We start from the raw sequence: 12154 nt of genomic DNA, 5'->3' as shown, positions 1-12154 counted from the left end.
TGTGAAAACTGACAGTAGATGATTACTGCCCGTTGTGCTGTGGCACTTTTTTGCTCGCGCTCACTGCAACGGGCTGCACAGTCAGCTCAACGCCTAACGCCAGCATCAGCTTCTTGATCGTTTCAAAACGTGTTTTGGAGCCGCCCTTCAGGGTTTTATACAGACTCTCGCGATTGACCCCCGCCGCCTCGGCCACTTTGTTCACACCCTGGGCCTTGGCAACCTCGGCCAGCGCCTTCATGAGGATCTGCGGGTCCTGGGACTTCATGCTTTGCGCCAGATAAGCACTGATGATTTCCGGGTTGTCGAGGAAGCGCGAAGCTTCGTAGACGCTGGTGCCGGATGTATCCAGATCGAGGATCGGCATGTCCTCGGGCTTGAATGTCGAGTTGCTCATTTCATCTACCTCTCAGGGCATCGAGAATCTCTTTTGCCCGTTGTATGCCTCTTTTTTGGTCGGTTTTATCACTGCCCCACAGCATCAGGTAGGCCGTGATGCCTGTGCGTACAAAATAAATCCTGTAGCCAGGCCCGACGAATACACGCATTTCACTCAGGCCGTCACCGGCCGACTCGCAATCGCCGAAATTGTTTTCTTCGGCGCGGTCCAGGCGAGTCAGCACCGCGGTTTTGCCCCCTAGATCCTTCATACCGTCGAGCCATGTATCAAACTCCGGCGTCCTGCCGATTAAATTAGTCAAGGTCTCACCTGTAGCCTACTGGCTACTCCATACTGATGCTAGTGAATTTTTTAGTCCGGCGCCAACCGGAATAAAAAAACCTAGCTCAGCCCCGTATCAACAGGCGTTCGAGACTGTTAGCGCTTGTTACCTGCGCGTTTAAAGGGCCTGATCAAACAACGGCGTCACGTCATAGTGCTGTTTGAGCATCTGCGCATCCACCAGGAAATCCGCCGTGGCCTGGGCTTCGCTGACAATGGTCGGGGAGATCGGCAACACCTTGATCGCATCACGCTTGAACCACACCTTGGCAATCTCCGGTGCAGATTGGTTGGCCTTCGACCACGCCTGGGCATACTCATCAACGTGGCTGCTGCTCCACACCCGCGCACGGGTGAGACGCGCCACAAAATCTTTGATAATCGCGCGTTTCTGCGCCAGCGCCGGCTCATACGCAACGATGTAGGTCGGCGCACTCATCAGGCCCTTGGCATTGCGAATCAGGGTGCTGCCCTCTTTCTCCTGCAACGACACGTAGGGTTCCCAGGTGCCGAAGGCATCGATGTCGCCCTGGCTAAGCGCCAGGCTGGCTTCGGCCGGCAGCAGGTATTTGAAGTTCACACTGTTGCGTGGCACACCGGCCTCATCCAGGGCCTTGTAGGCCAGCTGCTGGCTCCACGAACCGTTCCAGATCGCCACCGTTTTGCCTTTGAGCTCGGCCACCGAATGGATGCCTTTGCGCGCCACAATGCCCACGCCATCGAGGCTGGTCTGGGTGCTGGCAACCACTTTGACCGGCGCGCCATTGGCGGCGAGGCTGATCACCGGGGTGTCGCCGACAATGCCCACGTCCAGCGCGCCGCTGGCGACCGCCGAGGCCACCGGGGAGCCGGTGTTGAAGCGCTTGAAGTCGATTTTATACGGCAAGTCTTTCAGCTCGCCGGACAGTTCCAGGACGATGCGATTGGAGAAGAACTGGTCGCCCACCGTGAGGGTTTGCGGCGCTGCCGCCCACACCGATGGGCCGTGCAGTGTCAGCGAGGCCAGGCCCAGCACGGCGAGCAAGTTACGACGATTGATCATAGGAGGAATCCACACAGTTAATGGCTGACTCAACCATCTGTGGGCGTGCAGTCTGGCAATGAGAGAGGGTTTTTTGGCGGTCGCCGAGCGTGGCGCCCGTAGAAGCTAACGCAATAAAAGCGCCGGGTTTAATACTGTTGTGCACTATCGATAGAACCGCAGCACAGTGGGTTAGCTATTTTTCGTATTAAAAATTTGCTGCCCACTGAGTTAGGGTGACGCCACCAGACCACTGGACCCCGCGCCTGAAACCCTTTCTGCAAGGTCCATTGCATGTCCACACCCCTTTTGAATACCTGGGGCACTGCGCCCTCCGCCCGTTACGAACATCTGGCCGCGCCCTTTCGCCCGTTGTTTGCGCAGATACTTGCGCAAGCTGCCGAGGCGGATCAAACACGCGCCAGCCTGGCGGCAGTCATCCAACAACTCAACGCACTGGGTTTGCCACGCTGGCGATTACCCGCCAGTTGCGGCGGGCAAGACGCGACCTTCGCTGAACTGCTTGCGCTGCTGACGGAGCTTTCCGCTGCCGACTCCAACATCACCCAGGCCCTGCGCGGGCATTTTGGATTTTGCGAAGACGTGCTGTGCGCCAACGACCGCGACTGGCGCGCCCGATGGCTCGACCGCCTCGGCCAGGGCGCCCTGCTTTCCCCAGGCAGCACCGAAGTCGGCAACCAGGCCCGTGGCGATTTCGGCACGCGCCTACACCGCCACAGCGACGGCACACTGCGCATCAGCGGCAAAAAGTTCTACACCACCGGCGCGCTCTACAGTGACCTGATCAACACCGTGGCCACCGGCGAGGACGGTGTGGTGTACAGCCTGGTGGTCGACCTCAAGGCGCCCGGCGTGCAGATCATCGACGACTGGAACGGCTTCGGCCAACGCCTCACCGCCAGCGGCACCTGCCTCTTCGACAACGCGCCGGTGGTGGATGACGATGTGCGCCCCACCACCCAACGCTTCGCCTATGGCCAATCGTTCTACCAGATCTACCACCTTGCCACCCTCGCCGGCATCGCCCGCCGCGCCGCGCTCAGTGGCGCCGCGGAACTCAGCCAGCGTGCCCGCACCTTCACCACCGGCAACGCCGACAGTGCCGCCCAGGATGTGCAGTTGCTGCAAGTGATTGGCGAAGTCGCCAGCCAGGCCTACGCCGCCCAGGCCATCACCCAACACGCGGCGCAGCGCCTGGATCAGACGGCGCAGTATGTGATTGCGCAAGACCAGCCCCTGCAGGATGACGACCCGCAGGTTGCGTTGGCGGAGTTGGAGGTGTGCCTGGCGGTCAATCCGGTGGTGGATGCGACGTTGGCGGCGACCACCGGGTTGTTTGACGCACTGGGCGCCAGTGCCACGGCCAGCAACAAGGCACTGGACCGGCTGTGGCGCAATGCACGCACCTTGGCGAACCACAATCCGCGGGTGTACAAGTCGCGGATCGTGGGTAATTACCTGGTGAATGGGTTGCTACCGCCCGCGCAGTGGCGAGTAGGCGTAGCCAAAGCCTGATCCACCACCCAACACAGTACCCGCTCCCACATGATCGTTCCCACGCTCCGCGTGGGAATGCATCCCGTGACGCTCCGCGTCACATTGCGCAGGCCTTAAAATAGGCGTCGACGGCTGGACGCGGAGCGTCTGAGGCGGCATTCCCACGCGGAGCGTGGGAACGATCAAGCGGGCTTGCCCGCGATGGCGGAGGATCAGTTAACTCATTTATTGACTGACACACCGTAATCGCAGGCAAGCCAGCTCCCACATTTTGTTCGGCGTAAGGCTCATGTCCTACAACGAAGCCTGAAACAGGAAAGTCCGAAGCCACAGCGCCTTGCTCCCTTGCCTACGCTTGCGTCAGAATCCGCCGGCTTGTGCGCTGTGGTGGGCGTCTCTAAGGTTGCTCGGTCGCTGACAACTCAGTGATCGGGTTTAGTAGCCCGAGTGACAACATAAAGTGCATGAGCCTCATCTCTCAGATGTTTTTGTCTGTGCTTGATGGTGGCTGTGCGCAGGGCGTCCTCGGGCGCGCCGGCTTTGTGTGTTTCCCCGGTCTACTAACCTGTGCACAGCTGCCACCCTTTCGTTTAGTAGCGAAAAGGTGTCGGCCCTAATCAGGTACAACACACATGTTCAAAGTAACGCCGAACCCTCCCAGCGAACCGGACCTGAAACTCAATCAGGCCGCGCATCGCGCAATTGATCACTACCTCAATCCAAAAGCCGACCCGGCTATGTCGCCACCTGCGCTGTTCAACGTCGCCGCCGATGCCAGCAGCGAAACCCTGATCACCAACAGCTACGAAACCTTTTCCTCGGTCACCGCCTTGCTGCTCGACCTGTCAGAAGACTTGACCGGAAAACAGCGCGACGTGGCGCTGGCGATTCACCAGTTGAGTGAGTTGGGGGTGTTGCTGATGGACAAGCTGCTGGAGCGCGAGGCCGCCGGCTAACGCTGATGATCGTTCCCACGCTCCGCGTGGGAATGCATCCCGTGACGCTCCGCGTCACATTGCGCAGGCCTTAAAATAGGCGTCGACGGCTGGACGCCGAGCGTCTGAGGCGGCATTCCCACGCGGAGCGTGGGAACGATCATTGCCCGGCGCGCCTCAAGCCCGCTTCGGCAGCTTCCAGTTCGGCCGAATAAAGTGGCAGGTATACCCATTCGGTATCCGCTCCAGATAATCCTGATGCTCAGGCTCCGCCTCCCAGAACGGCCCGGCCGGCTCAATCTCGGTGACCACACGGCCCGGCCACAGCTTCGACGCGTCCACGTCGGCCGCCGTATCTTCGGCAATATCGCGCTGCTGCTCACTCAAATAGTAAATTGCCGACCGATAGCTCGGCCCCGTGTCATTGCCCTGACGGTTAGGCGTGCTCGGGTCGTGGATCTGGAAAAAGAACTCCAGGATCTGCCGATAACTGATCACCGCCGGGTCAAACACGATCTCGATGGCTTCGGCATGGTTGCCGTGGTTGCGGTACGTGGCATTCGGCACATCGCCGCCGGTGTAGCCGACGCGCGTTTGCAGCACGCCAGGGTAGCGCCGCAACAGGTCTTGCATGCCCCAGAAGCAGCCGCCGGCAAGGATGGCGGTTTCGGTCGGGTTGGTCATGGTCTGCGCCCTCAGTGGATACGAGGGTAGTTATGGGGCTGGGTTGGCCAATACCAAGGTGGCACAGGCGATTAATCTCAAACACTAACAGACGAACGGGCCAGCGAAACGATCTCCAACGGGGCGGTATTAACTGCAAACAGGGGATGTGCAGACCACAGGGTTTCAGGTGATGATTCGCCACCTAAATCAAGGACGATAACAACAATGAAAACCGCTCTACACGCCCTGTTCCTGCTCTGCCTGACCACAACCGCCTTCGCCGACGAAAACCCGGTCGGTTTCAAAACCACCACCCTGCCCGATGCGCACAACAATCGCCCACTGGAGCTGGTGGTCTGGTACCCCGCGAACACCACGGCCAAACCCACGCTGATCGCCGACAACGCGGTCTTTATCGGCGCCCTCGCCGTGCCCGACGCGCCGCCGGCTGCGGGCGAGCATCCGCTGGTGGTGCTGTCCCACGGTTACGGCGGCAACTGGGGCAAGCAGGTGTGGCTGGCCAGTGCATTGGCGCACAACGGTTACATCGTCGCGGCGGTCAACCACCCCGGCACCACCACCAAGGACCGCAACCCGCAAACGGCCGCGCAGCTATGGCAACGCCCCGCCGACCTGAGCCGCGCCATCGACGCGGTGCTGGCTCAACCCAAGCAATTTGGCGCGGTGGCGAACCAACAGATTGCCGCCGTCGGCCATTCACTCGGCGGCTGGACCGTGCTGGAAATCGCCCGCGCGCGCTTCGACCCTGACCTGTTCAGCCGCGACTGCGCCGCACACCCGAAGCTGGGCGGTTGCATCGGCTACCAGGAGATGAACCCCGCCGCGACGCCCGAAGGCAAAGCCCGGCTGGCCGCGGACTTGAGCGACAAGCGCGTCACCGCCATCGTGTCTCTGGATTTGGGCCTGTCACGCGGCATGACCGACGCCAGCCTGGCGGCATTCAAGGTGCCTGCGCTGGTTATCGCGGGGGGCGTGCCAACCGAGGATATGGACCCCAACCTGGAATCCGCCAACCTGGTCAAGCGCCTGCCAAAAGCCTCGACCCAATACGTGGAAATCAGCGACGCCACGCACTTCAGCTTTATGTCGATCTGCAAACCGGGCGCAATCGCGTTGATTGAGGAAAGCTCGCCGGGCGATGGCATGATTTGCCGCGATGGCGAGGGTGGGCGGCCACGGGCGGTGATTCAGCAGCAGGTGGTGGGGTTGATTACGGGGTTCCTGGCGCGGACGGCCCCTAACGAAAAGCCAGGTCTGCACCCATAAAAAGCGCACCGTATACGATGCGCGAATGGATCAAACCCGGTAAAGGCACCGCGTAGCAGGGTTCAAGGCAGCGTAAATAATGTGGCTGCCATAGCCCAAACCCCTTGCAGCGCCGGGCCGTCACTCAGCTAATCAGAACGGTTTGGTCGGCAGGTACTTGCCATCCAGGGTGATCACGGCGCGGGAGCCACCGTCCGGGTCTTCAACCTTTTTGACGTCGAGCTTGAAGTTGATCGCGCTGATGATGCCGTCGCCGAACTTCTCGTGGACCAGCGCCTTGAGCGTGGTGCCATAGACCTGGATCATTTCGTAGAAGCGGTAGATGGTCGGGTCGGTCGGCACGCCGTTGCCGATGCTCCCGCGCACCGGGATGGTTTGCAGCAGGAGCACGGCATCCGCATCCAGGCCCAGGGTGTCGGCAACGGCTTGAGCGGCGCTGGCGGGCAGTGGGTGCTGGCCGAGCAAGGCGGCGGTGACGAAGGCTTCGTGCAGGCCGGTGCCTTCGGCGATCTGCGCGAACGACAGGTCTTTGCGGGCTTTGGCCAAGAGGATGACGTCGGTGAGGGCAAGGCGAGTGGTCTGGCTGATTTGCGACTGGATCATGGGGTTATCTCCGTGGGTAAAAAGTTGGGTATTAGTAGGAAACGGCGCGTGCGGTCGGGTTGTCGGCAAGGGCGACGAACTGGCCGGTACGGCCATCGAAGGCCTGGATGCAGCCGCTTTCGATGTCGTAGACCCAGCCATGCAGGGTTACGCGTTTTTCTTCGAGGGCCAGGCGCACTGAAGGGTGCGTCTGGATATTGGCCAATTGCGCGATCACGTTTTCGCGCACCATGGCGGCGACTTTGGCGTGTTGGTCAACATGCTGGCGGGCCTCGTTGACCACCCGGCCGGAGTCGGCGTAGCGCAACCAGCCGGCCACGGCGGGCATGTGGTCCAGGCATTTGCAGGTGGCAATGGCGGTCATGGCGCCGCAATCGGAATGCCCACAGATCACGATATCGCTGACTTGCAGGGCGGCGACGGCGTACTCCACCGAGGCCGACACACCGCCCGGCTCGGGGCCGTAGGACGGCACGATATTGCCGGCGTTACGGATCACGAACAGGTCGCCCGGCTCGCGCTGCGTGACCAGTTCCGGCACCAGACGGCTGTCGGAGCAGGAGATGAACAGTGCCCGTGGGCTCTGCTGGTTGGCCAGGTCTTTGAACAGACCGGCACGCTCGGGGAAGGCGCTACGTTGAAACTTCAGGAAACCGTCGATGATGTCTTGCATGGGTGACTCCTTTGGTTCGCGATGCGATGAAGCAAAGGTTACGCAGCCCCTCAAATAAGGTAAAAGTCTCATATATGATAAAACGCATCAGATAATCTTATGAGTACGAGCATGCTGGCCCGCCATATCCATTACTTCCTTGCCGTCGCAGAGCACCAGGGCTTTACCAGGGCGGCGACGGCCCTGCATGTCTCGCAGCCGGCGCTGTCGCAGCAAGTGCGGCAGTTGGAGGAGAGCCTCGGCGCGCAGTTGTTTGATCGCTCAGGGCGCAAGACGCGTCTGACCGACGCGGGGGAGGTTTACCTGCGCTATGCGTTACGGGCGGCGCAGGAACTGCAGGAAGGCCAGCGTGCGATCCATGACGTGGGCGATTTGAGCCGTGGGACGCTGAGGTTTGCTGTTACGCCCACTTTCACCACCTACCTGGTGGGGCCGCTGGTGGAAGCCTACTACCGCCGCTACCCAAACATCACCTTGAACGTGCGCGAGGTCGCCCAGGAGCAGATGGAAAACCAGCTGCTGGCCGACGAGCTGGATGTGGGCATCGCCTTTGATCAAGCGCACGCACCCGACATCGACAGCTATCCCCTGCTGGTGGAAACCCTGGCGTTGGTGGTCGGCAACCAACACCCGCTGGCAGGCGAGGCAGCCATCGGGTTGCAGGCGCTCAATGACGAATCGCTGATCTTGCTCAGCAAGGCCTTCGCCACCCGCGAGCAGATCGACCGCTACTGCAACCAACACGGCATCCGCCCACGCGTGGTGATGGAGGCCAATGTGATTGGCGCATTGATCGAGGTGGTGCGCAGGACCACGCTGTCGACGCTATTGCCGGCCGCGATTGCACGGGCGCATCCCGAGTTGGCCGCGATTGAACTGGGGCCGCAACGGTTGCAGCGCACGGCGGTGTTGATGCAGCGCAAAGGGGTGTACCAGAGTGCGGCGGCGCGGGCGTTTATCGAGGTGGCCAAGCAAGTAACAGCAGCACTAGGAGAAGGCCAGCGTTAGAACGCCACCGATTAAAGGTGGGAGCTGGCTTGTCGAATCGTCGCCCCGCTGCGACAGGCTGAACGGGCTGTTGTGGCGAGCGGGCTTGCCCCGCGTTGGGTTGCGCAGCAGCCCCAGTAACGCCACCGCGTTCTTTCTGAAAAAACGCAGCGCCCGATTTCAGGGCTGCTTCGCAGCCCAACGCGGGGCAAGCCCGCTCGCCACAGGGGAAGGTGGATACCCTCAATAGGTGTGTAGACACCGATGGCTATCGCTGGCACGCCAGCTCCCACCTTTAATCGGCGGCGCGTTCAGTGAATCCGATAAGCACACCGCCGCGCGCCTAGCTGGATATGTTCCACGCGCTCGACCTTGGCCCGTAGCACCTGCTCGAACACCTGCAATTCTGCGCGGCAAAACCCTTGGCACGCGGTCGCCGCTGCGCAGATGGGGCAATGGTTCTCCACCAGGATCAGCGCGCCGTCCGGCTGCTCGCTGCACTGGGCCATATAACCTTCACGCGTGCGCAGTGCCGCAAGCTTTTCGACCCGCGCTCTAAGGCCGCGAACGCCTTGCATCTCACGTTCATACAACGCCAGGGTCTGGCGCTCGCGCACATCGATCAGACGCTCAATAGCCTCTTCACCAAAGGTCTCGCGCACGGTCTGCAACAGTTGCACGGTGAGTTCGGAATGGGTGTCGGGAAAGCGCGCGTGCCCCGCCGCCGTGAGCTGCCAGACCTGGGTCGGGCGCCCGACCCCACGCACCTCGGAGCGGGCCTCCACCAACCCACTGGCGGCCAGCTTCACCAACTGCTGGCGTGCCGCTTCACCGGTGGTGCCGAGGAACTCACCGGCATCACTGGCCAATTGTGGCCCACGGGTCTTGAGCAGGTGCAGCAAACGATCCGCCGGGGACACCGGCGAATATTCCAAGTCATTTCTTGACAAAATAAACAGCCTCGCCGCAATATTCAAAGCAATTACTTGGCAAATTAACCCAAGCCTGCCAGCGGCACAAGGAATCGTCGATGCACACCCAAGACAGCAGCTGGAGCGAGTTGCTCCGGGGCAAGAATGCCCCCCGTTCCATCGCCCTCTCCGGCGGCATTGCGCTGTATGCCACCAACACCTATATCGCCACGACCATTCTGCCGTCGGTGGTCGCCGAAATCGGCGGTCTGGCCCTGTATGCGTGGAGCACCACCCTGTACGTGGTGGCCTCGATCATCGGCTCAGCCCTCACCTCCAAGCTGCTTCAACGTACCGGACCCAGGCTGGCGTATACCCTCGCCACGCTGATCTTTATGGTTGGCGTGCTGATCTGCGCCCTGGCGCCAAACATGCCGGTGATGCTGGTCGGGCGCTTGATTCAGGGGTTGGGCGGCGGCATGTTGCTGGCCCTGTGTTACTCGATGATCCAACTGGTGTTCGAAGAGCGCCTGTGGCCGCGGGCGATGGCGCTCGTATCCGGCATGTGGGGCGTGGCGACCTTGGTCGGCCCGGCGGTCGGTGGCGTATTCGCTGAGATGGATGCCTGGCGTTTCGCCTTCGGCGCCATGGTGCCGATAAGCCTTGCCTATATGGTGCTCACCCACCGCGCACTTCCGCCACGCGACGCCACGGCGAGCACGCCAACCCGCTTGCCGGTACCGCAACTGGTGCTGTTGGCCGCCGCCGTGCTGGCCGTGTGCGCAGGCAGCGTTTCGGCGCTGCCGAGCTGGAACCTGCTGGGCATCGCAGCGTGCGCCGTGCTGGTGTATGCGCTGATCCGCCACGAATCCACCGCGACCCTACGGCTGCTGCCCAGGGACGCACTGAAGTTCGACGCCCCGCTGTGCGCGCTGTATGCAACCACTTGCCTGCTGGTGATCGGCATGAGCAGCGAGATTTTCATGCCGTATTTCCTGCAACACCTGCATGGCCAATCACCGCTGGTTGCCGGTTACATGGCGGCGCTGATGGCGGCCGGCTGGACCGTGTCGGAAATCCTCAGCTCCGGCTGGAGCGGCCGCAGCGCACAGCGCGCGATCCTAGCGGGGCCGCTGTTTATCGTCGCCGGGCTGGTGCTTCTGGCCATCACCACGCCAGTAGAAAGCCTGGGTGAATGGGCGCGGCTGGCGCCGATCTGCCTGGGGCTGTTCCTGGTCGGCTTCGGCATCGGCCTGGGCTGGCCGCACCTGCTCACGCGCATCCTGCAAGTGGCGTCGGAGCAGGACAAGGACACGGCCGCCGCGTCGATCACCACCTTGCAGCTGTTCGCCATGGCCCTGGGCGCGGCACTGGCCGGGGTAATTTCCAACGTGGCGGGTATCAACGACGCAACCGGCAATGCCGGCATCGCCAACGCGGCACTCTGGTTGTTTGCCCTGTTTACCCTGGCGCCGGTGCTGGCCTGGGTAATGGCGCGGCGGGCGACGCGGGTGAAGGTTGCGGCGGCGCAAATGACCCCGTCCTGACCACCGTCTACGCGCTACGCTTGGCGATCCAGCGGCGATACTGCCGCGTGCGCAAAGCGTTGCCCTGTTGTTGCTCGATCAAGGCGCGTAACGGTGCTACGCCGGGATCAGGCAGCCAAGCGTGGCCGTCCATCGAGTGCCCGAGCGCTTCACGAAAGCTCGGTTGCTCGACCGTCGTAGTGGGAAGTGCCAGAGTAAATCCTGAACAGGGAGTGCAACTGATTACACCCCTTCCAATGTGGCTCAGCGCGCGGTTAGGAGCTCTCTTCGAACGATCTCTGCGCCAGCACTCAGCGCATTCAACTTGCCCCTTGCGACGTGGCGAGGCAGAGGTGCCATGCCGCAATTGGTGCACGGATAAAGCTTGTCGGCATCGACAAACTGAAGGGCCTTGCGCAGGGTATCGGCCACTTCCTCGGGCGTTTCAATGGCGTGGTTGGCCACATCAATGGCGCCGACCATCACTTTTTTACCGCGAATCAACTCAATCAGTTCCATGGGGACATGGGCGTTGTGACATTCCAGTGAAATGATATCGATACTGGACTTCTGTAGCTTGGGGAAGGCTTCTTCATACTGCCGCCACTCCGACCCCAGGGTCTTTTTCCAATCGGTGTTGGCCTTGATGCCATAGCCATAACAGATATGCACCGCCGTTTCGCATTTGAGGCCTTCAATGGCCCGTTCCAGGGTGGCGACACCCCAGTCATTCACCTCGTCGAAAAACACGTTAAAGGCCGGTTCATCAAACTGGATAATGTCGACGCCCGCCGCTTCCAATTCCCGCGCTTCTTCATTGAGGATCTTGGCGAATTCCCACGCGAGTTTTTCGCGGCTTTTATAGTGGTTGTCATACAGCGTATCGATCATGGTCATGGGGCCTGGCAGCGCCCATTTGATCGGCTGGTTGGTTTGCTGGCGCAGGAACCTGGCATCTTCGACAAACACCGGCTTTTGGCGCGCAACGGCGCCCACCACCGTCGGCACGCTCGCGTCATAGCGATCACGAATCCTGACGGTTTCACGTTTCTCGAAATCCACACCACTGAGGTGTTCAATAAACGTCGTCACGAAGTGTTGGCGAGTCTGCTCACCATCACTGACGATATCAATCCCGGCGTGTTGCTGTTCCTGCAATGCCAGGCGCAAGGCATCTTGCTTGCCTTCAATTAATTCGTCACCTTGCAACTTCCAGGGTGACCACAGCGTCTCGGGCTCGGCAAGCCAGGCGGGTTTGGGCAGGCTGCCGGCGGTTGAAGTGGGCAGTAATGTTTTCATGGTAAAC

Annotated in this window: 13 protein-coding genes; 5 read left to right on the top strand and 8 right to left on the bottom strand. The window is 61.2% G+C overall.

What is annotated here, in order from left to right; all coding sequences use genetic code 11:
- Positions 1-22: 22 nt before the first annotated feature.
- From AOA59_RS11325 to AOA59_RS11315, 3 genes are all read right to left on the bottom strand, one after another.
- A complete protein-coding gene (locus tag AOA59_RS11325; RefSeq protein ID WP_065931410.1) occupies positions 23-397 on the bottom strand; it encodes an addiction module antidote protein in 375 nt (124 codons plus the stop codon).
- Between the two features lies 1 nt (position 398).
- Entirely contained in the window at positions 399-701 is a 303-nt protein-coding gene (locus AOA59_RS11320) for a type II toxin-antitoxin system RelE/ParE family toxin (protein WP_069786586.1), read from the bottom strand.
- A 138-nt stretch (positions 702-839) separates the two neighbouring features.
- On the bottom strand, positions 840-1763 hold the full coding sequence (locus tag AOA59_RS11315) for an ABC transporter substrate-binding protein (RefSeq protein ID WP_099487367.1): 924 nt from the start codon (positions 1761-1763) through the stop codon (positions 840-842).
- A gap of 273 nt (positions 1764-2036) precedes the next feature.
- Between AOA59_RS11315 and AOA59_RS11310 the strand changes: the two genes are divergently transcribed.
- Together AOA59_RS11310 and AOA59_RS11305 are read left to right on the top strand one after the other, a co-directional pair.
- Positions 2037-3278 (top strand): acyl-CoA dehydrogenase family protein, encoded by a 1242-nt coding sequence (locus AOA59_RS11310; protein ID WP_099487365.1) that lies wholly within the window; start codon positions 2037-2039, stop codon positions 3276-3278.
- A gap of 614 nt (positions 3279-3892) precedes the next feature.
- Entirely contained in the window at positions 3893-4216 is a 324-nt protein-coding gene (locus AOA59_RS11305) for a DUF6124 family protein (protein ID WP_099487363.1), read from the top strand.
- Between the two features lie 156 nt (positions 4217-4372).
- Here AOA59_RS11305 and msrA read toward each other — a convergent pair whose 3' ends face one another.
- Positions 4373-4879 (bottom strand): peptide-methionine (S)-S-oxide reductase MsrA, encoded by a 507-nt coding sequence (gene msrA / locus AOA59_RS11300; RefSeq protein ID WP_099487361.1) that lies wholly within the window; start codon positions 4877-4879, stop codon positions 4373-4375.
- 207 nt (positions 4880-5086) lie between these two features.
- Between msrA and AOA59_RS11295 the strand changes: the two genes are divergently transcribed.
- The gene (locus AOA59_RS11295; RefSeq protein WP_099487359.1) at positions 5087-6148 is read left to right on the top strand and encodes an alpha/beta fold hydrolase; all 1062 of its coding nucleotides are present in this window, start codon (positions 5087-5089) and stop codon (positions 6146-6148) included.
- Between the two features lie 132 nt (positions 6149-6280).
- On the opposite strand, the gene cynS is transcribed toward AOA59_RS11295, so the two are convergent.
- Positions 6281-6751, bottom strand: a complete 471-nt coding sequence (cynS, locus tag AOA59_RS11290; protein ID WP_017136972.1) for a cyanase — start codon at positions 6749-6751, stop codon at positions 6281-6283.
- A gap of 31 nt (positions 6752-6782) precedes the next feature.
- Positions 6783-7424: a carbonic anhydrase gene (locus AOA59_RS11285; RefSeq protein WP_099487358.1), complete on the bottom strand. Its 642-nt coding sequence runs from the start codon at positions 7422-7424 to the stop codon at positions 6783-6785.
- A gap of 111 nt (positions 7425-7535) precedes the next feature.
- Between AOA59_RS11285 and cynR the strand changes: the two genes are divergently transcribed.
- Positions 7536-8432, top strand: a complete 897-nt coding sequence (gene cynR / locus AOA59_RS11280) for a transcriptional regulator CynR (RefSeq protein ID WP_099487356.1) — start codon at positions 7536-7538, stop codon at positions 8430-8432.
- A gap of 290 nt (positions 8433-8722) precedes the next feature.
- On the opposite strand, the gene AOA59_RS11275 is transcribed toward cynR, so the two are convergent.
- Positions 8723-9346 (bottom strand): metalloregulator ArsR/SmtB family transcription factor, encoded by a 624-nt coding sequence (locus AOA59_RS11275; RefSeq protein WP_204839903.1) that lies wholly within the window; start codon positions 9344-9346, stop codon positions 8723-8725.
- A gap of 95 nt (positions 9347-9441) precedes the next feature.
- Between AOA59_RS11275 and AOA59_RS11270 the strand changes: the two genes are divergently transcribed.
- Positions 9442-10869: an MFS transporter gene (locus AOA59_RS11270; protein ID WP_099487354.1), complete on the top strand. Its 1428-nt coding sequence runs from the start codon at positions 9442-9444 to the stop codon at positions 10867-10869.
- A 243-nt stretch (positions 10870-11112) separates the two neighbouring features.
- Here the strand turns inward: AOA59_RS11270 and AOA59_RS11265 are convergent, their stop codons facing one another.
- A complete protein-coding gene (locus tag AOA59_RS11265; RefSeq protein WP_099487352.1) occupies positions 11113-12147 on the bottom strand; it encodes a methionine synthase in 1035 nt (344 codons plus the stop codon).
- Between the last annotated feature and the right edge of the window lie 7 nt (positions 12148-12154).

Origin of the sequence: Pseudomonas sp. 2822-15 (assembly GCF_002742515.1) — a bacterium.
Lineage (GTDB): Bacteria > Pseudomonadota > Gammaproteobacteria > Pseudomonadales > Pseudomonadaceae > Aquipseudomonas > Aquipseudomonas salomonii.
Note: the sequence above shows the minus strand (reverse complement) of the source record. Positions and strands in the feature narration are given on the sequence as shown.